The 21,622-nt window shown below is 63.0% G+C and carries 14 protein-coding genes; 9 read left to right on the forward strand and 5 right to left on the reverse strand.

Annotated elements, in window-relative coordinates:
* Nucleotides 1-104: 104 nt before the first annotated feature.
* Nucleotides 105-3,131 (forward strand): autotransporter family protein, encoded by a 3,027-nt coding sequence (locus AC5P7R_RS20475; RefSeq protein WP_227854286.1) that lies wholly within the window; start codon nt 105-107, stop codon nt 3,129-3,131.
* Between the two features lie 92 nt (nt 3,132-3,223).
* Here AC5P7R_RS20475 and AC5P7R_RS20480 read toward each other — a convergent pair whose 3' ends face one another.
* Both AC5P7R_RS20480 and AC5P7R_RS20485 read right to left on the reverse strand, forming a co-directional pair.
* Nucleotides 3,224-3,616: a hypothetical protein gene (locus tag AC5P7R_RS20480; protein ID WP_478436040.1), complete on the reverse strand. Its 393-nt coding sequence runs from the start codon at nt 3,614-3,616 to the stop codon at nt 3,224-3,226.
* Nucleotides 3,617-4,063, reverse strand: coding sequence for a hypothetical protein (locus AC5P7R_RS20485; RefSeq protein ID WP_021204664.1), 447 nt, complete (start codon nt 4,061-4,063; stop codon nt 3,617-3,619).
* Nucleotides 4,064-4,478: 415 nt separating this feature from the next.
* Here AC5P7R_RS20485 and AC5P7R_RS20490 point away from each other — a divergent pair, with 415 nt between their 5' ends.
* The 6 genes from AC5P7R_RS20490 (at nt 4,479) to AC5P7R_RS20515 (ending at nt 13,239) form a co-directional block, all read left to right on the forward strand.
* Nucleotides 4,479-5,516, forward strand: coding sequence for a S41 family peptidase (locus AC5P7R_RS20490; RefSeq protein WP_227854285.1), 1,038 nt, complete (start codon nt 4,479-4,481; stop codon nt 5,514-5,516).
* Nucleotides 5,517-5,519: 3 nt separating this feature from the next.
* Nucleotides 5,520-5,855: a hypothetical protein gene (locus AC5P7R_RS20495; RefSeq protein ID WP_021204662.1), complete on the forward strand. Its 336-nt coding sequence runs from the start codon at nt 5,520-5,522 to the stop codon at nt 5,853-5,855.
* A 49-nt stretch (nt 5,856-5,904) separates the two neighbouring features.
* Nucleotides 5,905-6,339: an SseB family protein gene (locus AC5P7R_RS20500; RefSeq protein WP_021204661.1), complete on the forward strand. Its 435-nt coding sequence runs from the start codon at nt 5,905-5,907 to the stop codon at nt 6,337-6,339.
* Between the two features lie 280 nt (nt 6,340-6,619).
* Nucleotides 6,620-11,872: an RHS repeat protein gene (locus tag AC5P7R_RS20505; RefSeq protein WP_478436039.1), complete on the forward strand. Its 5,253-nt coding sequence runs from the start codon at nt 6,620-6,622 to the stop codon at nt 11,870-11,872.
* Nucleotides 11,873-11,878: 6 nt separating this feature from the next.
* On the forward strand, nt 11,879-12,781 hold the full coding sequence (locus tag AC5P7R_RS20510; RefSeq protein WP_478436038.1) for an RHS repeat-associated core domain-containing protein: 903 nt from the start codon (nt 11,879-11,881) through the stop codon (nt 12,779-12,781).
* A complete protein-coding gene (locus tag AC5P7R_RS20515) occupies nt 12,778-13,239 on the forward strand; it encodes a DUF4265 domain-containing protein (protein ID WP_021204658.1) in 462 nt (153 codons plus the stop codon). Before AC5P7R_RS20510 ends, AC5P7R_RS20515 begins: the two co-directional genes overlap by 4 nt.
* A gap of 844 nt (nt 13,240-14,083) precedes the next feature.
* On the opposite strand, the gene AC5P7R_RS20520 is transcribed toward AC5P7R_RS20515, so the two are convergent.
* Complete coding sequence (locus AC5P7R_RS20520; protein WP_031270845.1) at nt 14,084-15,304, reverse strand: multifunctional CCA addition/repair protein; 1,221 nt, start codon at nt 15,302-15,304, stop codon at nt 14,084-14,086.
* 119 nt (nt 15,305-15,423) lie between these two features.
* Complete coding sequence (locus AC5P7R_RS20525; protein ID WP_111102092.1) at nt 15,424-17,409, reverse strand: transglycosylase SLT domain-containing protein; 1,986 nt, start codon at nt 17,407-17,409, stop codon at nt 15,424-15,426.
* A gap of 151 nt (nt 17,410-17,560) precedes the next feature.
* On the opposite strand from AC5P7R_RS20525, the gene AC5P7R_RS20530 reads away from it, so the two are divergent.
* Nucleotides 17,561-17,968, forward strand: a complete 408-nt coding sequence (locus AC5P7R_RS20530; RefSeq protein ID WP_021204654.1) for an ExbD/TolR family protein — start codon at nt 17,561-17,563, stop codon at nt 17,966-17,968.
* A gap of 9 nt (nt 17,969-17,977) precedes the next feature.
* On the opposite strand, the gene AC5P7R_RS20535 is transcribed toward AC5P7R_RS20530, so the two are convergent.
* On the reverse strand, nt 17,978-18,502 hold the full coding sequence (locus AC5P7R_RS20535; RefSeq protein ID WP_134731646.1) for a hypothetical protein: 525 nt from the start codon (nt 18,500-18,502) through the stop codon (nt 17,978-17,980).
* Between the two features lie 229 nt (nt 18,503-18,731).
* Here AC5P7R_RS20535 and AC5P7R_RS20540 point away from each other — a divergent pair, with 229 nt between their 5' ends.
* Nucleotides 18,732-21,542: a TonB-dependent receptor gene (locus AC5P7R_RS20540; RefSeq protein WP_478405883.1), complete on the forward strand. Its 2,811-nt coding sequence runs from the start codon at nt 18,732-18,734 to the stop codon at nt 21,540-21,542.
* The last annotated feature ends 80 nt before the right edge of the window (nt 21,543-21,622 follow it).

The following is a 21,622-nucleotide window of genomic DNA, read 5'->3' on the forward strand; positions in this document are numbered from 1 at the left end:
TGGCCGCCACGCAATTTCACCTATCGAAACCGTTCACCACACGGCAGACTGCCTGCGCAGTACCGCATATCCGCAGTTCCTGATCCCTTGTCCAGGAGTGCTGTATGTCCCGTGCCGTTCCGCGCGCTTTCCGTCCGCGCCGCCTCACCGTTTCCGTGCTGCAGGCCCTGGCTGTCCCGTCCGTCATGCTGCTGAGTGCCAGCGTCGCCTGGGCCGGCTGTGACAGCGCCGCCCCCGTCGCCGGCCAGACGGTCACCTGCGATGCCAATGCGCCGAACCCGCAGACTGTTCCCATCACGGCCAATGGCGCGGCCGGCATCACCATCAATATCGCCAACACGGCACAACTGCAGCAGAGCGGCGGCAGCAGCGCGATTTCGCTTGTTGGTGCTGGTGGGCATCTGTTGTCCAACCTGGGCACGATCAGTTCGGTGGGCGGTGTGGCGGTCCAGCTCGGTGGCGGCAGCCGTGTCGAAAATGCGGGCAGCATCAGCACCGGCAACAACACCGCCCTGCAGTTCGTCGGTGCGGGCGACAGCGTGCTGGTCAACCGCGGAACGATCAGCGGGCGCACCGGCGTACAGTTCGATTCAGGCAACGACCGCCTGGACATGCAGGCCGGCAGCATCAGCGGCGGCGTCCTGCAAGGGGATGGCAACGATGTGCTGCTGCTGGGCAATGGCACCATCGACAGCGTCGACCAGGGCAACGGCGATGACCAGATGACCGTCACCGGCGGCACCGTCACCGGCCTGGTAGCGCAGGGCAGTGGCCGCGATGATTTCGTCATGAGTGGCGGCACGATCGGCGCGCTGCAGCAGGGCGACAACATCGATACCTTCCGCATGAGTGGTGGCCGCATCATCGGCGCGTTCGAGGATGGCGACCAGGCGTGGATGACCGGTGGCCGCATCGGCCGCGTCAACATGAAGCTGGACAAGAACCTGTGGGACCAGTCCGGCGGCACCGTGGATGGCAATGTGGTGACCGGTTTCGACACCGATACCATCATCATCTCGGGTACCGCCTACATCGGCGGCAACATAAGCGTCAGCGGCGGCAACGACAGCGTGACCATCACCGACGGCACCGTGCGCGGGCAGGTACTGCTCAGTACCGGCGATGACACCTTCAACTGGAATGGCGGCGGCATCGTCTACGGCGCGATCGACATGGGCCCGGACAACGACGTGGCCAACCTCAGCAACCTCAACCAAGGCAACCTAGGTGCGGTGCCGCTGTTCGACGGCGGCAGTGGCATCGACCAGCTCAACCTGAGCAACGTCAAGACCACGGGCGTGGGCCGCTTCCAGAACTGGGAGACGATCAGCCTGACCAACAGCACCGAGCTGAGCTTCGATGGCGACCTGGTGCTGGGCGACAGCGCAACCGGCACCGGCACGCTCACCGTGGATGACACCAGTACCGTGTATGCGGGCAGTGGCAGCCATGCCATCCGTCCGTTCAACAGTGGCGCACTGGTGGAGATGGTCAATGCCGGGCGCATCGACCTGACCGGTACCGGCGCGGGCGACGTGTTCACCGTGCGTGGCAATTATCGAGGCGATGGCGGTGGCCTTTACCTGCGTACCGTGCTGGGCGCGGACAAGTCCACCAGCGACCGTCTGGTGATCGACGGCGGTACTGCCACCGGGACCACCGGCATCGGCGTGCTCAATGCCGGCGGTAGCGGCGCCGCCACGCTGGCCGATGGCATCCTGGTGGTGCAGGCCTTGAATGGTGGCCGCACCGCGCCGGGCGCGTTCTCGCTGTTCGCACCGGTTGCGGCCGGTGCCTACGAGTACTTCCTGTTCAAGGGCGGTGTCAGTGCCGGTACCGCCGAGAACTGGTACCTGCGTTCGACGCTGGTGACCGGGCCGACGCCAGCACCCAACGGTGGCGGCAGCGCGACACCGCCACCGCTGACGCCTCCAGTGGCCCCACCGCCGCCGATCATCCCGGCACCGCCGCCGCCGCCCGAAGGCGCCACCGATCCGGACCTGACCGCGGGCGAGACCGCGCCGCCACCACCGCCACCGGAACCCGCGCCGGTGGCGCCACCCAGCGATCCAGCCGTGCCGGACGTGCCAGTGGCCGGCGGTGCGCTGCCCGGAACCGGTGCCCCGCCGACGCCGGGTGCACGCCCCGCCGAGGGCGCGGTGGTGCCGCTGTACCGCGTGGAGACTGCCACCTATGCCGTGGTGCCGCCGCTCCTGCGCGAGACCTCGCTGGCCAGCCTCGGCACCTTCCACGAGCGGCAGGGCGAGCAGCGCCTGCTGTACAACCAGGGCGCATTCCGCACCGCCTGGGGCCGCTTGGTGGGGCAGAGCAGCGAGATCCACTGGAAGGGCGATGCGCAGCCCGGCTTCGATGGCGATGTGATGGGCCTGCAGGCTGGTCTCGACGTGTGGGCCGCTGCCTCCGACAACCATCGCAACCAGATCGGCGTGTTCGTCGGCCGCACCCGCGCGCAGGGCAAGACCACCGGCCTGGCATTGGGCTGGGAGAACGTGCAGGTGGGCCAGAACCGCCTGGACGACAAGCACGTGGGCCTGTACTGGACGTTCACCGACAGCAGCGGCGGCTACATCGACGCCGTGGCGATGCAGAGCCGTTACGACGGCCGCGTGCGTTCCTCGCGCGGGCTTGGCTTCGGCTTGAGCGGTGATGGCACCAGCGTGTCTGTGGAGGCCGGCAAGCCGCTGCTGCGGTTTGGGCAGTCCGCATGGTGGCTGGAACCGCAGCTACAGGTGATCTGGCAACGCACGTCGCTGGACGACCGCCGCGATGAGGTGTCGAGCGTGCGTTTCGACAACGACAACGCCTGGACCGGCCGCATCGGCCTGCGTCTGGCCGGCGATTATCAATTGGCCGACAACGGCTGGCAGCCGTATTTCAAGCTGAATTACCGGCATGGCCGCTCCGGCGAGGACCGCATCCGCTTCGACGACGACACGATCATCAATTCGCAGCGCTCACGCGCGCTCGAAGCCGGTGTCGGCGTGGTAGGGCGCTTCAACCGCACCATCAGCGCGTACGCGGTGGCCGACTACACGCGCGAGCTGGGCGGTGACCGCAACGAGAAGCGCCGCATCATCGAAGGCAACATCGGCCTGCGCGCGGACTGGTAGCGCGCGGTACGGATGTCATGACTCGTTCCGGTGGGTGTCGACCTTGGTCGACACGTCCTGAAATGCCGTTCGCTTTGGGCGATCGGGAATTGCTATGAATTTATGAATCCGTAGATGAGATTACCTTTCTCGAAATGGACATGAAGAATGGCTTCGCTGGGCTCGCCATCCCCGAGGAGATAGCACTCAACTGCAATGTCACCATCACCATAGTCATACGTGGTCATCAACGGTATCAAGTCGCCTGCTGCGCCGTACGCAGGTAGAGGGATGGAAATGGCGGCACCTTCTAGGAAGTACACCGGCAGAAGCTCGTAGATTTCCAGAATCATGACTGAGGTCAGGCCAAAGTCCTCCTGCAGTGTGCTGCTATCCCGATCTGATATCGCCTGCACGAATTTCCGAAGTAATTCATATCTCTTGTCGTCCATGGCTTGATCTGATGGCTTTCTCATGGGGCGATTTTTCCAGCAGGATTGCAACATCTAGCAGCATTCGTTGGCTCGTATCGGCAGCAGCTCGGGCGCGACCAGCGCCCCGGCATGATCGGCCAACACCACCACCGCATGCAGCAACCCTTCCTCCACCTGCGGCGGACACTGCGCCTGCGCATCGTCCGTCTCGCGCGCCGACTGTGCAGCCAGCAACACGCCGCCGCAGGCGGACAATGCGGCAAGGCAGCGCGTTGCCTCGGCCAGTTCCCGACCGCGCGCCTCGCTGAGTTGCCGCTCGCGCCACGCCTGGCCGTCGGCTCCGTGGCTGTGAGCGACGCCGTGCAACCGCGCGAAGAATGCGGAGGGCGGCGCCTGTTCGTGGACTTCGGTGAGCGCATCTTCCAACGCTTCGGCTGCGGTAGTGGACAGCTGCAGGCCGGGCAATGCAGCACCGAGCAGTGCATGCAGGCGTGGATAGGTGGGGTAGGGCGTGTTCATGGCAGCAACCTCACAAGGCAAGGCCACCTGCGGGATGCAAGGTGGCGGGCGGTGCGGGTTGGCGTGCCGGTGAAGCTCTTCACGAGGAAGGACGCCGGCGGATCCGGGGATCCCCACGCACCGCCCGCCGCAGAACGACGGACGGTGCATTGTTCGGGCCGGCAACGACGTTGCAAGCCCGCTCGTGAAAAGCTTCATTCAGGACGCCAATCCCGGTCAGCGCAGGAAGCGCCGACGGAGGCAACCTTCTCGCGTTCTACGTGGCGATGACATGGGCAAAGTTGCAATTTACTGATCGCGTGCACGCTGTCTTGCTGCAACCCGCGGCGGGGCCAGATACGACAGTTCGCGCATGGCGAAAGCCATCACCTGCGGGCTATGCTGTGCGCCTGCCTCAACGACAAGGAAACGTCACATGCAGGTTCGCAAGGGAGTGCGTCGCATTGGTGCGCTGGTGATCGCGCTGGTGGCTGCCAACGCCATGGCCGATACGCCCAAGGCAATCGAAGTGCCCTCGCCGGAGGCGGAGGCCGAGATCCTCAACCTGCTTGAACGGCAGGCGCTGTATCGCGACCGGGTGGACTGGCCTGGCACCCGCACACGACTGCAATCGGTGCAGGGCGACCCCGTGAAGCGGCTGGCGTTGCTGCGCGAAGCCATTGCGGTCAGCACGGGCAATCATGGCGTATGGACGACGACCCAGCGCCAGAGCGAATCCCTTGCGCGCGCTCAGCAGGTCGCCGCCGCCGCCGTGGAAAGGGCCAAGGCCGCCGATGCGGTGGATGCGCGCATCGGCTGGCTGGTCATCGAGGGCTATGCCTCCACGCCCGGCGCGACGCCACAGGAAGCGTTCCGCCAGAACATCCAGCGCGCCGCGCGGTGGCAGCAGGTCATCCGTAGCATGGACGACGGCATGCGCTGTGGCTGGATCGTCGACCTGCGTGACAACAGCGGTGGCAACATGTGGCCGATGCTGCTGGGCATGGCACCGCTGCTGCGCACCTCGGTGGTGAACAACGAAGATGTGGGGGCGTTCGAAACCGCACAGGGGCCGGAGCGCTGGACGTTGACCGCGACCGCCGTGCAGCGTGCAGGCAAGTCGGTGCTGGACTTCGGCCAGTCCGGGTATGTGCTGCGGCAGCCCGGCGCGCCGGTGGCAGTGCTGTTTGGACCGCGCACCGGCAGTTCGGGCGAGGCCTCGGCGCTGGCGTGGCGTGGTCGTCCGCAGACGCGGAGTTTCGGTCAGCCCACTGCGGGTGTCTCCACTGGCAATGTCGTGCACACGCTTGCCGATGGCAGCCGCCTGCTGCTGACCACCAGCGTGATGCGGGACCGCAATGATCGTGGCGACGGCTTGAAGATCGAGCCCGACCAGCGCGTCGAGGGTGACGCCGCCACCGTGGCCGCCGCCCAAGCCTGGCTGCTGGCCCAACCCGCCTGCCAGGGCCGCTGATCCATGATCCTGATCGGCCAGCAGGAGCGGGTGGTGGTGGTCGGCCCCACCGAGGCCCACCACTGCCTGCGCTGCCAGACGGAAACCGAGTTCGCGCCCCAGTTGCGCTACAAGATGGCGCGCATCGACCTGCTGTTCGGCCTCACCTACCATCGCCGTTATGAGCTGGCCTGCACCCGGTGCGGGCACGGCTGGGTGCTGGACACCGACACCATGGACCAGCAGCTGGGTGGGGTGCCGATCCCGTGGCGGCACCGCTTCGGCCTGCCGCTGATGCTGGTGGTGGTGGCCGGTCTGGCGGCGTTGGGCTGGCTGTGGCGGCATGGATTCCTCGGTTGAGGAGCGGGCCTGCTAAAGTCTGCCCTGCAATCACGTACCGGAAGCGACCATGGACCACGACACCCCGTTCGACCCCCTCAACGACCTCGAGGTGCGCCTGCTGCAGGCCCAGGACGGCACGCTGACCGCAGCGCAGTTCCTCGATGGCCTGCTGACCTCGACGGCGTTCGTGCTGCTGGACAAGGCCATTGGCGAAGATGGCGCCTGGGACGAGAGCATCTCGCCGCTGGTGCTGACCAGCGAAAGCGGCGAACCGATGTTCGCGGTATTCACCGCCCCCGAGCGCGCGGGCCTGTGGCACGAGCAGCTGCCGCAGTTTGCGCATGCCATGCCGATCGCGGTGCACGCGCTGCTGGCCGGTATCGGCGACGGCGTCGGCCTGGTGCTGAACCCGGGCCTGGACGTGGGCATGGAGATGATTCCCGATGCCGTGGCCCAGCTGAAGCAGCGTGCGGCGGCGATCACCCGTGGGATGGCGCACTGATCCAGGGAATTGGGGTTGCCGGCCAGCGGCCGGCACTACCAATAGCGGTGCACGCGGCTGTCGCGGATCAGCGGGCCGCCGCGAAGGCTTTTACCCGCGCCTTGGTGGGAGAGACAGTGTGTCTTCTCCTATTGAGGGTCAGTCTTTTCTGACTCTCACACAGCTGACAAATGTGATAGCGTCGCTTCGGGCGGCGTAAGGATTGTGCAGTCGCCTTCGGGAAAAGGACGGTGCAAGGCCGGCCTTTGGGAAATGGAATCCAAATCTGAAGGAATGCCTAGTGATCGATGCATTGCGTCGTGTTGCGTTGCGTTCGACTGTGCTGCCAGTTTTCTTGATCGGTCTTATTATCTCGGGACCAGTCGCGGCTCAGTCGGTTGCGGACGGTATCCATCCCTATTTGGAATACCGGAAGCGAATCCAGAACGCTGAATCGCTGTCCACTTTGGATACGGGGCTGTTCGGCGAGGGCGTAAGTCTATACGACGGAAGCACGCAGTTCCGCGTGGTCGAAATCGACCTGCCAGGCAACAGTAATCTGCCCGTGCAGTTTGCACGCCGATTGAATATGCAGTTGCAGCCGCAAGGTAGCATCCGCGACCACGATGCTCGCCTGTTGGGCCTGGGAAATTGGGATGTTGAAGTGCCTCATGTGGCGGTAACCTACGCGAATTCCACCGGTCTTCCTGCAAGGGTATGCACTGTGGGGAGTGTGCCGGGCAGCGGCATCTTCAATGTCAGGGAGTTCTGGAGCGGGCTCAACGTACACCTCCCAGGTCGAGGCGACACTGCCATGCTTGGCATTATCGCAGGCACCCCCTTGCCTACTGCAGGAACGAGCACCCGACTTACAACCAAAGAGCGCGATGCTATTGACTGCATCACTATGGACAATGGTAGTCGCGACGGGTTCCGGCTTACAACGACCTCGGGTGAGCGCTACTACTTCAATCAATTGACCACGCGCCGTGAGGCACCGTTGCAGAAGCTCGTACCCACTACGCGTGGCAACGATCCGGTGTCAGTCATCCTGGAGCGAACGCGCTATTACCTTTTGGCAACCAGGTTGGAGGATCGGTTCGGAAACTGGGTCCAGTTCTCATACAACGGCGAGGGCCTGCCCACGCGGATCTGGAGCAACGACGGGCGCGAAATCGGGTTTGTCTACAGTCAGGGACGAATGACCAGTGCCACTGCCAATGGGCGCTCCTGGGGCTTCCAGTACCAGACGACCCTGGCGGAAAACCTGTTGACAAAGGTCACTCGTCCAGACGGTAGCTCATGGCGCTATGCCTACTCAGGAACACTTCTGCCGTCGGCCCCGCTACCCATCGATACGCTGCCAGGCTTGCCGTGGTGTAGGGACTCCTCCCTTCCGCTGTCAGCTGACTATGTTGTGACTGCAACACATCCGGCGGGCGCTACGGGTACCTTTTCGTTCGTTAATCAACGGCATTGGCGACACGGCGTGCATCTCACCGAATGCATGCAGAAGGGCGATCCCCGTGAGGATCCAGAGTACGTATTGGGTGTTCCTCATTTCTTCGATGTACTCAGCATCGTCGGCAAGGCCATCACCGGTCCTGGCCTGTCGACCATGCAGTGGACCTATGACTATGGCAATTCTCCTTCTGACCTGTGGGGAAGCCAGAATGAGCCCGCCGTCTACCCTTGTGCGACGTGCATCCAGACGAAGGTCGTACAGGTTCGTCGCCCGGATGCTACTACTCAGAAGTTGACCTTTGGCAATCTCTACATGCTCAACGATGGGCGGGAACTGCGCGAGGAGGTTCTCGATGCCCAAGGGCGTGTGGTACAGACACGATCCAGTGACTACTTGGCCGATGCTTCGGCTGCCGGTCAACCCTTCATTGGGGAGTATGGTGCGATTCTCGGAAGCTTGAACGATCCAGCAACAGTTCGCGTGCGTCCTGTTACGCGGACACAGTTGCAACAGGACGATACTACCCACACTTGGCAAGCGGCAGCCTACGACCGCTTTGCACGCCCAGTGGAGCAAGTTCGCACTGGACCTAGCGGATCCGTTCGTGAGCGGCTCGATTATCACGACAATACAGTTCACTGGGTGTTGGGACAGCTGTCACGAGTGACCGATCTTGCCAGTGCAACCATAGTTGCCGAAGCGGCCTTCGATGCCAATGCCATGCCAGTCGAGACGTTCGCATTTGGAAAACGGACCCAGACAAGGACTTATCATGCAGACGGTACCGTCGCATCGGTCCGTGATGGAAACGGCAACACCACTAAACTCTCCGAGTGGAGGCGCGGGATTCCTGGGCTGGTGCAGTTTGCAGACGCGACGACGTCAAGAGTTCTGGTTGACGAGAATGGTTGGATAGCAAGCGCAACTGATGAAAGTGGATTTGCCACCAGCTACGGCTATGATGCAATGGGGCGAGTTGCCAGCGTCGTCTATCCCGCAGGGGATGCGGTGAACTGGACTCCGATGACCCGCGTCTTTCAACAGGTGGGTGCGGAGGAGTACGGCATTCCTGCGGGGCATTGGCGACAGGACATCGCAACTGGAAATGGGCGCTTGGAGACGATCTATGATGCCCTCTGGCGACCCGTTTTTACGCGCGAGTACGATGCTGCCAACATCGCGGAAACGCAGCGGTTGCAGCGCTTCAGCTATGACCATGAAGGTCGGCTGTTGTTTGCGTCTTACCCGGGCAGGGGAGCGAATCTGACCACGGGAAACTGGAGTGAGTACGACACGCTCGGTCGCAGGACTGCTGCTATCCAAGACAGTGAGCTGGGTACGCTGGTAACAGTGACCGAGTATCTGCCAGGCGCCCGAATCCGGGTGACCGACGCGCGCGGAAAGCAGACCCAGACCAGTTTCCAGGCTTTCGATAAGCCGGCCTACACGGCCCCGATCGCTATCGTGAAGCCTACAGGCGTCGTGCTGGATATACCGAGAAATGTATTCGGTAATCCGGTGAGCGTTACGCAGCGTAGCAGCGATGGATCGGTCTCGCTGACACGTCGATATGTCTACGACATGCATCAACGTCTTTGCAAGAGCATCGAGCCTGAGACTGGTGCCACTACGCTTGGCTACGACGCGTCCGACAACATCCTCTGGTCAGCCACGGGAATGAATCTTCCCGCAGTCGACTCCTGCGATGCATCCAGTGCCTATTCCTCTGGACGTCGCGTAGACCGTGGCTACGACGCCCGCAACCGGTTGAGGACCTTGACGTTCCCGGATGGCAACGGCGACCAGCAATGGGTCTACACCCCAGATGGGCTACCGCAGCAGGTTACGACGAGGAACGCCATCAATACCAGTCCGGTCGTCAACACATACGTGTACAACCGGCGGCGATTGCTGGTGGGCGAGAGTGCCACGATTGCCGGTGCGTTCAACTGGGCGCTTGGCTATGGCTATGATGCGCGCGGCGTGATGGCCAGCATCCAGTATCCCAGTGGCCTGTCGGTTGATCTGGCGCCCAACGGTCTGGGGCAGATCACGCGTGTTGGGGGATTTGCATTGGGTGTTTCCTATCATCCCAACGGGGGTATGCGCGCATTCACTTATGGAAATGGCATCGTCCATGGCATGACCCAGAACGCGCGCCAGTTGCCTGGGCGCGTAACAGATTCCGCAGGTGTGCTGGACGATGTCTACAGCTACGACGGCGGCGGAAACGTGACGAGGATCGAGGACGTTCTCGACGCGGGTCGCAATCGGACCATGCAGTATGACGATCTGGACAGGCTCACCCGGGCGAGCTCAGCAAGATTCGGTGGCGACGGAGTAATGACCTATAGCTACGACGCACTGGACAACCTGCGATCAGCTCGATTAGCCGGAGTGAAAGACCACATCTACTGGTATGACAGCAACAATCGTCTTACCAATGTGCAGTCTTCCGATGGTGCAACCACCATGGGGCTGGGATATGACGTGCAGGGCAATCTCGCCACGCGCAATGGACAGGCCTTCAGGTTCGATTTCGGAAATCGCCTGCGCGAGGCTGAAGGTGCCGAAAAGTATGCTTATGACGCACATGGGCGTCGCGTGCTGAGCCAGGCGCCAGGCGGGGATATCCTGTCGCTCTACGACAGCGCAGGCGTGCTGCGCAGACAAGAAAACCAGCGGACGGGTGAAGGCACGGAGTACATTCACTTGAATGGCAGTCTGCTTGCCAAGTCTGTGACCGCCATGGCGCCGGGGGTGCCGGTGATTACTGCGCCCTCATTCAGCAGTACTGGGAGTTTCACGGTTGGCTGGTCGAGCGTAGTGGGTGTATCGACTTATGAGCTGCAGCAGAGAACCGGACAGGGGGGCTGGCTCTCTGCCTATTCTGGATCGGCGCTGGCATGGTCGACCACTGGCAAGCCTGCCGGGAGTCATGGGCTCAGGATTCGCGCTTGCCGTGCCGTACTGTGCGGCGGTTGGAGCGCCGAAGTGACAGTGGTGGTTGAGTTGGCACCGACGGCTGCGCCCACGATCACGGCTCCAGCCAGCGCAACGGGCGGCAACTACATTGTGGGCTGGACAGCGGTTGCAGGCGCTACCTCATACAGGTTGGAAGAGCAGAAGGATGCCGGTGCGTGGGGGGAAGTGCAGAATTCTGCAGAGCGCAGCCGATCTTTCAGTGCGAAGCCAGGCGGAACTTACGGGTATCGTGCACGTGGCTGCAACACGAGTGGCTGTGGTGTCTATTCCCAAGCTGTGACAGTGAAGTCCGTTCATCTGCCGACTTCGGCCCCGGCATTGAACGCTCCAGCCAAAGTGCTGGGGTCTGCATATTCGATCAATTGGAACGCGGTGAGCAACGCCACTTCGTATCAACTGGATGAGCGCTTCAATGGAGGAGGCTGGGCTACCATTTCCAGTGCGGCGGCCGTCAGCTACGCCGCTTCCGGCCGCGCTCATGGGGTGTACGAATACCGCGTTCGAGGCTGTGCTTCGGTAGGGTGCGGACCATATTCGGGCGTATCCGCAGTCCAGGTGGTGATTGCTCCGGCAGCAGCGCCGTCGATCAGTTCGCCAGCGTCGAGCAACACGGGTAGCTACACCGTGAACTGGTCGTCTGTGGACCGCGCAACGAGCTATCTGCTGCAGGAGCAGATCAACGGCGGAGGCTTTGGCAACCTTCAAAACGACGGGTCGCAGCAGCGAGCTGTCAGTGGCAGGAGTAACGCTACTTATGGATATCGAGTTGCCGCATGTAACGAAGCGGGCTGCAGTGTCTTCTCGCCAGCTGCAGTCACGGCGGTGAACATTCCTCCACCAATTCCAGAAGCACCGGTCCTGTTTGAAGCCTGGTACTACTATTCCGAGGGACATACGACCTACCAAGGCGGGTGGACGGAAGTTGCGGGCGCCACGCGTTATGAATTCAGCGGAACGGCGGGTTGTGTGGCCACGCTTCCTTTCTGCTCAGTTGTTGTGCGTGGCATGCCCAAAATCACTGCCTTCCGGGTTGTAGCCTGTAATGCGAGCGGCTGTTCCCGGCCGTCCAACGAGTTGGTAGTGCAGGATGGCTTTGAGCGATGAATTGCCATGAAGGCCGTCTGGGAGGCGACAGTGATGCTATCGATCATTTTCAGAACGTTGCTGATCTTGACTCTGGTTGCGTGGGGCTCTGCTGCCAGGGCGCAGACGATCACCTATATCCACACCGATGCGCTTGGATCGGTGGTGGCCGAATCGGATGCCAATGGCGCAGTGACCAAGCGCCACATCTATGAACCCTACGGGACAGTAGTTGGTGGTCAGGTTGATGATGGTCCTGGATATACCGGGCATGTGAGCGATTCGGCCACTGGGCTGAGCTACATGCAGCAGCGGTATATGGATCCGCAGTTGGGTATATTCCTGTCGGTGGATCCGGTGACGGCACATCAACAGCCAGCTAGCCAATTCAATCGATACCGATATGCGGACGGAAATCCCTACAAGTTCACGGATCCTGATGGGAGGGCCGCGCTGCAACTGCTCGTTCCTTTCGTCTTCATTCCGATTGCTGGTGCGACCATCTACTACACAAGTACCACTCCTGAACAACGTGTGGAACTTGGCAATAGGCTGGAAGCGGGAATCAGGGAGCTGGTGCAGGAGTCAAAACCGGCACCACATGAGCCTGCATTGAAGAGTGATGGTTCGATAGTCTCGGATCGAGAGCCTGGAAGTGATGGAAAGCGTGGCTCAACTGGAGGGCCTGGTGCGGGGAAGCGGTTCCCGAAGGAGTCTCCCGAAGCTAAGGGGAGCAAGGAGGGTGTCCCATGCGTCTACTGCGGAGTTCCTACAACCAATACGCAAGGATTGCCAAATTCCCGAGAGAGGGACCACATTGATCGAAAGTCGAGAGGTGGAAATAATAGTCCTGAGAACGAGAGAGACGCCTGTAGGACGTGCAATCGAGACAAGGCGGCAAGGAACCCCGATGAGTGGAGTGGAAGATGAATGACAGAGCGACGAAGGTGAGATTTGCCTTGGATGACGGCGGGGTGGAGATTATGCATGTCCGACTTTTGCCGGATGGTTCGCTTGTGCTGGACAATATTCCATTTTATGCATACGGGGTTAGTTGTGGAGATACTATCGCGACGGAGCGTGACGAAGATGGCTTAATGTTCGTGGGAGTTCTCGCTCGGGGGGGGCATTCCACATATCGAGTCAGGTTGCCAGCATTCGCAGGAGATGAGCGCTTCCTGATGCGTTGGTCAGAACTGGAAGTTCTTGGCTGTACCTACGAAGGCTCTAACGTTGGTGAAAGACTACTCTATGCCGTGGATGTGCCGTCTCACGCTGCAGTGGCCGAAGTGTATAGGCTCTTGGAGCAAGGTGAGAGCGAGGGTGATTGGGAGTTTGAGGAGGGATTCTACTGTTCTCCTGATTTCATTTCTTCGGAACTTCACTAATCGTGGTCTTACCATGTTTTTCCTTTGCATTGGGGTTGCGGCGGCGAAAGTTCAGTGGGAAGGAAGTCGATGAGCGTAGGGTCATCAACTCGCAGAATTTCCTATTCGGATCCTTAAGCGCATCAAGGCTCTCATGTCTCCGGTGAAATGTTCTGTTCCGGTCCTCAGGCGCGGCGAAACGTCCCCATTGTTTAGCCCATTGACGGTAGCCCAAGGGCTCCCATCAGGCATTCGACTACTCTCAGGCATGGCCGCCCATTCACCGTGCGGTTTAAGGCGTACGCGGGGCTGGTATGCGTCACGATGCGAACGGGCAGAAGCAATCCTCCAAGAAGTCCATCGGCAAAGCGGGCGCTTCTCCGGCGCAGCGAGGCCTGCAACTCGTATTCGCCCAATCGAATTCTGTTCGGATTGCCACCTCCGATCGAGTTCGAAGGCGTGGATACGAATTAGATGGTTGTAGTCATGGATGGGGCAGGGAAGTGACCCGGCACTGTGACCCAATTGAAGCAACGGGCTGCGGCGATCAACCGTGGGAAGGCGCACTGATCGAGGAAGCTAAGGCGGCAGGCAAGTACGTACTGTTCAATGGAGAGGAGCATCGTGGGCAGGCGTTCTAACCGATCGCTGTGGGTCTATGAGATCGGCCTTGTTGCGGGTTTGGCACTGGTAGCTGCGTTCATCACCCGGTTCAATCCGGTGGAGACACTCCGGCTGGGTGGATGGCTGTTCCTCTTGATGCAACCCATCTTGTTGGGTGCTCATGCTGTCGACCACTTCTCGCGTAAGCGTCGTCGATAGACGGGCGATCGGTGCCGGCCAGCAGCCGGCATCACCAGGTGCTTCAGCGGGCGGCGGCGATGGCTTTCACCCGCGCCTTGGCCAGCGCTTCGCCGATGGCCGGGCCCTTCAGATGCGTGGTATCCAGATCCCGCGCCTGCACTGACAGCGCCGCCTGGTGCAGGCGCTTGAGCGTTTCGCCCTGTGGGTAGTCGGCGTCCTCGAAGCCGAGCCGGCCGCGCTTGTCGGCCTCGCAGCACAGTGCGATGCGGGCCACGCGTTCCGGCCGGCGCAGCGCATCACAGCGGCCCAGCAGTTCCAGCACGGTGGCATCGCGCAGTTCATCGATGCGGTGCACGTTCAAGTGCTCGCGGCACACCGCTTCGGCCAGCTGCTGGTGTTCGGTGGGAATCTTCAACCGCGCACACAGTGCCTTCAACGGCTTGATGCCGCGCTGCTCGTGCATGATGTGGCGCGGCCATTCCTCCGGCGGGGTCAGGCCCTTGCCGAGATCGTGGGTGAGGGCAGCGAAGCCGACCAGGTCATCGCCGGGGGCGAGCTTCGCGGCCATGTCGCTGACCATTTCCTGGTGGATGCCGGTGTCGACTTCCGGGTGGAATTCAGCACGCTGCGGTACGCCGTACAGTGCTTCCAGTTCGGGCAGGATCGGGCCCAGTGCCTGCGCATCGTGCAGCGTGCGCAGGAAGGCGGAGGGCCGTTCACTGACCAGCGCCTTGCGCAGTTCCTGCCAGACGCGTTCCGGCACCAGCGCGTCCAGTTCACCGCTGGCGGCGACCTCGCGCATCAGTGCCATGGTCTCTTCGGCGACGGTGAAGCCTAGTGGTGCAAAACGGGCCATGAAGCGCGCCGCGCGCAGCACGCGCAGCGGATCTTCCACGAACGCAGGGCCGACATGGCGCAGCAAGCGTTGCTCGATATCGCGCACACCGCCATAGGGATCCACCAGCGTGCCGGTATCTTCGTCACAGGCAATCGCGTTGATGGTGAAGTCGCGGCGCTGCAGGTCTTCTTCCAGCGTCACCGCCGGATCGGCATCGACCACGAAGCCGCGATAGCCACGGCCGGATTTGCGCTCGGTGCGCGCCAGCGCGTATTCCTCGCCGGTCTCCGGGTGCAGGAACACCGGGAAATCGCGGCCGACGGCGGTGTAGCCCTGCGCTTCCATCTGCGCGGGCGTGGCACCGACCACCACCCAGTCGCGGTCGCCGGCAGGGCGCTGCAGCAGGCGGTCGCGCACGGCGCCGCCGACAAGATAGATCTTCATGGTCGGGATCATCGCATGCCCGACTTGTAGAGCCGAGCCCATGCTCGGCTGCTCAGGCGGTAGCGCTACCGGACAGAACAGCAGCCGAGCGTGGGCTCGGCTCTACAGAAGGAGGGTGATCAATCGCCGCCCTGCTCGGCGTCGGCCGCGCAGCTGAAGCGCTTGCGCTTGTCCACCAGGCGGCCCATCAGGCGGTCGCTCAGCGGCAGCGCATCACCATTGAGGCGCCAGTCGTAGATCACGCTGAAGGCCAGCACGCGGGCAACGTACTCGCGGGTTTCCTTGTAGCTGATGGTCTCGATCCACAGGTCCGGATCGAAGCCCGGGCGCTGGCCCTGCCAACGTGCGGTCGGGGTCGGGCCGGCGTTGTACGCGGCGATGGTCACGTACGGCAGGCCGTCGTACTTGTTCATCAGCTGGCGCAGGTAGGCGGTGCCGATCGCGATGTTGGTGTCCGGGTCGTACAGGCTGTCGGCGCCGCCGTAGCCGGTCAGGCCGATGGACTTGGCCACGCTGGCACCGGTGGCCGGCAGCACCTGCATCAGGCCCATGGCGTTGGCAGGCGAGCGCGCACGCGGAGTGAAGGTGCTTTCGGCTCGGATCTCCGCAGCCACCCAGGCCGGGTCGATGGCATTGCGTGCCGACTCGCGGCGGATGGTGGCGTCGTGGTGCAGCGGGAAACGCAGGTCGTACAGGCGCTGTTCCTGCGGCTGCTTGCCGAGCGCGAACACGGCGCGGTCGAACCAGCCGTTGTCCTGCGCGACACGTACCGCCAGGCGGCGCTGGGTGTCATCGAAGCGCGACAGCGCGCTGTTCCATTCGGCCACGGCCCAGCTGGCGCGGTCGATCTGGTACAGCGCCATCGCGCGCTGGATGGCCGGGTCGCGCGCGACCGCTGCCTGTGCCTGCGCGCTGTCATTCGGCTTCCACGGGCACAGCGTGTAGCCCTGCTGCAGCTTGTCGGCGGCCAGGAAACCGTGGAAGGTCGGTGCGCGTGCGGCTTCGCGGAACAGCGGCTGCGCCTGCTGGGCCTGGCCGGTCTTCTCCAGCATCCGGCCTTCGAAGTAGCGCCAGCGCGGGTCGCTGCGCTGCTTGCTGCCCATCTTGCGGATGGCGGTCAGCGCCGCCGGCCAGTCGCCGCGCGACATCGCTTCGCGCACGCGCCATTCGTGCAGGCGTTCGTCATACGCCGATTCCGGCACCGCGTTGAGGCGGCGCGCCGAATCGGGCAGGTAGGACGCCACCGTCCACAGTGCGATCTGGTATAGCACCTGGCCCTGCTGCGCGGCACTCAGGCCCAGCGCCTGGGCGTACTGCGGCAGCTGCTGTTCGGTGGCGGCCGGGTCGGCCTTGGCCAGCTTGGCCAGGCCATCGGTGGCGATGCGCCGGCTGCGTTCGTTGCGCGGCCAGTTCAACGCGCTGGCATTGGGCTTGTCGACAAAGGCAGCGTAATTGTTCGCCAGCGCCAGGTCGGTGGCAGGCAGGCCACGTGCGGCGCTGCGCATCACGGCCGGCTGCTGGGCGTCGGCGGCGGCATCGATGCGTTCCCAGCGCAGGGCGTCGCTCAGGCCACCCTGCGCCTGCAGCACGGCGAAAACGGCATCACAGCCGTCCGGCAGCGACTTGCCGTTCTTGCGCCACAGGTCCTGCGCCTCGCTGATCCACTGCGGATCGACCTTGCCCGTCACCTGGCGCGCGGTCAGTTGCGCACAGCGCAGGCCGGCGTTGTCGGTGGGCACCCAGTTGGCGAGCAGGGTGGGCCAGTCCTGGCGGCGTGCGACCGAGGGCAGCCACACGCTGCGGAACGTGTTGGCCACGGCCTGGCCGTCATAGCGCTTGAGGAAGGCCTGTGCCTGCGCGGTATCGACAGTGTCGATGTTACGGCGCAGGTTGGCGTACTCCAGCCATCCGTAAGCCGGATGGCGGCTGAGTGCAGCGGCCTGGCCGGGATCGAACTGGCCGCGTTCGGCGGCTGCGATCGCGGCCTTCAGCTGCGCGTTCTGGGCGTCGAGGGACTGGGCGTTGGCGCAGCCGATCAGCAGCGTGGTGGCCAAGGGCAGCAGGGACAGGGCAGTTGAAGTGCGTCGGGTCATGGCGACCAGCATAGCGGGCGATGGCTGAATTCAGTTTCGCATTGCGTGCACGCCGAGCGTCGGCAACGACAGCTGAATGACCCCGCGCAGGCCACTGCCGCAGGGGACGGGAGGCGTCGTAACGTCGGCCTTGGGCGAACGGCCCGGCTGCAGGGAGCGGCACATGGCGTTCAGTAGCGCAGGAAGAAGCGGTCCGCTGGCGGACATCAATGTCACGCCACTGGTGGATGTGATGCTGGTGCTGTTGATCATCTTCATCGTGACCGCGCCGATCGTGGCCCGGCCGATTGCCGTGCAGTTACCACAGGCCACCGATCGCACGATCGATCGCCCCGAACCGCCGCCGCCTATCGAGCTGCGCCTGGATGCTGCCAACCAGCTCAGCTGGAATGGCCAGCCCATGACGATCAGCGAGCTTCAGGCGCGCCTGCAGGCACAGGTGGGCGAACATGCCGGCAACCTGCCGGAGCTGCGCATCGCCACCGATCCGGCGGCCGAGTACGAAGGCATGGCGAGGATTCTGGCCGCGGCCGAGGCGACCGGTATGGAGCGGATTGCCTTCGTGCGATAGAGCGTTGTCTCACTGCCGCTCATGCGGTGATTGCTGCATGAGCGGCGCTTGCCCCGCTGACAGCGTCGCATCCAGGATCCGCAGAAAAGCCATTTCAATCTGCGCTGGAACCGGGGTCGGATTTGCTCGCCACTTTCCGCTCTCAGGGTCATGTTCAACGTCGAAAGCAGTCAACTCGGCTCTCTCGAAATCCACCACAACCGTCAGTCCCTCTCCCGAGGCCAAGGCCGCATTGCTGGGAGAGGGGCAGTCGTTGCACTCGATTACGCCGCCCGCTCTCGATTCGCCTGCCAGGAAAAGAAGCAGCGTCATCACCATCGTAATGCCCGGCGCGCCACTTGCTGGTTTCATGATCGATCCTCCTGCGATTGGCTGGAGGTTCGAGTCTGCACCGGACCGATCAGCGGGGCCTTCTGAATCAAGCAATTTCAGACTACTTCTGAAATGGTTCGGCAAAGACCTGTTCGATAAATGCGGCAACTCCCGGCGCGCGATGTCGCGGCCGGCATCAAGGCCGCGTGCCGTGAACACCATCGCAAGGTCATAACTGTAGCTATTTGACGCAAAGCGCCTGTAATTGCGTCAATTCCACGTGAAAGAGTGTCGACCGTCACGCCGGGCCTTTTACCACTTGTTTACAAAGGAGACGCTGCCGCCATGCAGGGGGGAGCGCGGCAGTCCATGTCCCGACATTCCTTTGGAGAGAGAGCGAATGAATCACCTGCACCACCGCCCGTTGGCGGTTGCCGTCGCGCTGTGCGTGATGGCCCTGGCACCGCTGGGTGCCGCTGCACAATCCACCACCAACCTCGATGCGGTGGAAGTGACCGGCACCCGCATCAAGCGCGCTGAAGTCGAAGGCCAGGTGCCGATCCAGACATTGACGCGCGGTGACATCGAACGCACCGGCCTGACCTCGATCGGCGAAGTGCTGCAGCAGCTCACCGGTTCCGGTTCGGCGCTCAACGCCAAGTTCAACTCGTCCGGCAACTTCGGTTTCCCGCCCGATGGCAGTGGCGTGGGTGCCGGCTCGGCGCAGGTCGACCTGCGCCACCTGGGGGCCAAGCGCGTGCTGGTGCTGGTCGATGGCATCCGCTGGGTCAATGAGTCGTCCGCCTCCGGCGTCGGCTCGGCCACCGACCTCAACACCATTCCGTTGGCCATCGTCGAGCGCATCGAGGTGCTGGAAGATGGCGCGTCGTCACTGTACGGCTCCGATGCCATTGCAGGCGTGGTCAACATCATCACCCGCCGCGATTTCGATGGTGGCCAGGTGACGCTGAACTACGGCGAGTACAGCAAGGGCGACGGCACCCAGAAGGGCGTGGACCTGGCTTGGGGCAAGAGCGGCGACCGCTTCAGCCTGTTCCTGGGCGCCAGCTGGACCAAGCAGGATCCGGTGTTTGCCAAGGACCGCGAACAGTCGCGCTTCCCGATTCCCGGCACCGGTCTGGCCTTCGGCAGCGGCGGCATTCCGCAGGGCCGTTTCATGTTCACCGACCCGAACACCGGTGCGGTGCAGAACATCGTGCCCAATACCGGCGTGAGCAATCCGCGCTACGACGGCAGTGCCGGCTGCAGCCGCACGGATGACTACCACTGCTTCGCTACCGCCGACCGCTTCAACTTCGCCGAATACAACATGGTGCTGACACCGTCGGAGCGCAAAGGCCTGTTCGGCCAGTTCCGCTTCGACATCACCGACAACGTGCAGTGGTACGTCAAGGCACTGGGCAACCGTCGCGAGTCGACCAACCAGGCCGGCCCCGAGCCGCTGTTCTTCGGCCCCGATGGCGCCACCGGCAATCCGCTGGCCGACAACATCACCGTGTCTGCACTCAACCCGTACAACCCGTTCGGGTTTGACCTGGTAGCGGGCGACAACCTGAGCCTGATCGGCCGCCGTCCGGTGGAAGGCGGTGCGCGCGTGTTCAAGCAGGAAGTGGACACCACCTATTTCGCCGCCGGCCTGGTCGGTGACTTCCATGCCGCCGACCGCAGCTGGTACTGGGACGTCAACGGCATGTACAGCAAGAACAAGGCCGAACAGACCAACTACGGCAGCTATGACATCTACAAGGTGAACATGGCGCTGGGCGATCCGGCGGTGTGCGCGGCCACGCCGGGCTGCGTGCCGCTGAACATCTTTGGTGGCGTCGGTTCGATCACCCCGGACATGCTGAAGTGGATCCAGCCGGTGGTGCGCGACCGCAGCCAGAACGAGCTGAGCCTGTTCACCGCCAACCTGTCCAGCGAGCTGTTCTCGCTGCCGGCAGGTCCGGTGTCCTTCGCCACCGGTTTCGAGTACCGCAAGTACAAGGGCTCCTACCAGCCCGATCCGCTGACGGTGATTGGTCACTACAACGGCGTGCCGTCGCAGCCGACCTCCGGTTCCTACGATGTCAACGAGGCTTACCTGGAGTTGAGCGTGCCGATCTTCGCCGATTCCTCGTTCGGCAAGAAGCTGGACCTGAGCCTGGCCGGCCGTTATTCGGACTACTCCACCTTCGGTGGTGAATTCACGCCCAAGTACGGCCTGCGCTGGCAGGTGACCGATGACTTCGTGCTGCGCACGACCTATGCCGAAGGCTTCCGTGCACCATCGATCGGTGAGCTGTACGGCTCGGCCGCGCGTGCCGACCTGCAGCTGTTCGATCCGTGCTCTGTGGGCCTGGGCGGTACGCCGCCGCGTGGCAGCGCGGCCAACTGTGCTGCGCTGGGCGTACCGGCCGGGTTCCAGCAGGCCAACTCGCAGATCTCGGTGACCACCGGCGGCAACCGCGAGCTGGACCCGGAGCGCTCGCGCAGCTTCAGTGCCGGCTTCGTGTGGAGCCCGTGGTTCGGCAACAATGCCTCGTGGTCGGAGCGCTTCGATGTGGAGGTGACCTTCTACCGCCATGCCATCGACGGTGCGATCCAGGCAATCAACGCGCAGACCCAGCTGGACCTGTGCGTGGAGACGCTGGACCCGATCTACTGTGATGGCATTACCCGTGCAAGCACCGGTGCGGTCAGCAGCTTCAACAACCGCCTGACCAACCTGGGGTCGATCAAGACCGACGGCTGGGATGTGGATCTGTTCTGGACGCTGCCGCAGACGTCCATCGGCCAGTTCAAGCTGGGCTGGAAGAACACCTTTGTCGGCCGCTACGAGGCCACCGGCGCGGCCGGGCAGAAGCAGCCGCAGAAGCCCGGCGTGGAAGTGGCTGACAGTTCGATTCCCGAATGGACCAGCAACGCCAGCATCGGCTGGACGCTGGACCGCTGGAGCGCCAACTGGACGGTGCGGCACATCTCCGAGCTGACCGAGAACTGTGGCGATGCCGCGGCCTTCCCGGTGTGCAGCAACCAGGCTGCGGGTACCAACACGCTGTCGGCCACCACCTTCCACGACATGCAGGTGGGCTACAAGATCGACTGGATGAAGGGGTTGCAGCTGACCGCCGGCCTGAACAACGTGTTCGACAAGGATCCGCCGATCTGCCTGTCGTGCTCGTTGAACGGCTACGACGCCTCGACCTACGACATCCCGCGTGGCCGTTACTGGTACCTGCGCGCGGACCTGCGCTTCTGATGTGAGGGTGGCAGCGCCGGACAGTTCCGGCGCTGCCTTGCGGATGTAGCGCCTAGCCCGCGCTCGGCTGATTCTCTGAG

This window comes from Stenotrophomonas sp. YJH_SMC_27 (assembly GCF_059369815.1).

Coding starts and splice junctions, on each gene's coding strand:
- AC5P7R_RS20475 (WP_227854286.1), top strand. CDS start 105: ATGTCCCGTGCCGTTCCGCGCGCTTTCCGTCCGCGCCGCCTCACCGTT.
- AC5P7R_RS20480 (WP_478436040.1), bottom strand. CDS start 3,616: ATGTTGCAATCCTGCTGGAAAAATCGCCCCATGAGAAAGCCATCAGAT.
- AC5P7R_RS20485 (WP_021204664.1), bottom strand. CDS start 4,063: ATGAACACGCCCTACCCCACCTATCCACGCCTGCATGCACTGCTCGGT.
- AC5P7R_RS20490 (WP_227854285.1), top strand. CDS start 4,479: ATGCAGGTTCGCAAGGGAGTGCGTCGCATTGGTGCGCTGGTGATCGCG.
- AC5P7R_RS20495 (WP_021204662.1), top strand. CDS start 5,520: ATGATCCTGATCGGCCAGCAGGAGCGGGTGGTGGTGGTCGGCCCCACC.
- AC5P7R_RS20500 (WP_021204661.1), top strand. CDS start 5,905: ATGGACCACGACACCCCGTTCGACCCCCTCAACGACCTCGAGGTGCGC.
- AC5P7R_RS20510 (WP_478436038.1), top strand. CDS start 11,879: ATGAAGGCCGTCTGGGAGGCGACAGTGATGCTATCGATCATTTTCAGA.
- AC5P7R_RS20515 (WP_021204658.1), top strand. CDS start 12,778: ATGAATGACAGAGCGACGAAGGTGAGATTTGCCTTGGATGACGGCGGG.
- AC5P7R_RS20520 (WP_031270845.1), bottom strand. CDS start 15,304: ATGAAGATCTATCTTGTCGGCGGCGCCGTGCGCGACCGCCTGCTGCAG.
- AC5P7R_RS20525 (WP_111102092.1), bottom strand. CDS start 17,409: ATGCTGGTCGCCATGACCCGACGCACTTCAACTGCCCTGTCCCTGCTG.
- AC5P7R_RS20530 (WP_021204654.1), top strand. CDS start 17,561: ATGGCGTTCAGTAGCGCAGGAAGAAGCGGTCCGCTGGCGGACATCAAT.
- AC5P7R_RS20535 (WP_134731646.1), bottom strand. CDS start 18,502: ATGGTGTTCACGGCACGCGGCCTTGATGCCGGCCGCGACATCGCGCGC.
- AC5P7R_RS20540 (WP_478405883.1), top strand. CDS start 18,732: ATGGCCCTGGCACCGCTGGGTGCCGCTGCACAATCCACCACCAACCTC.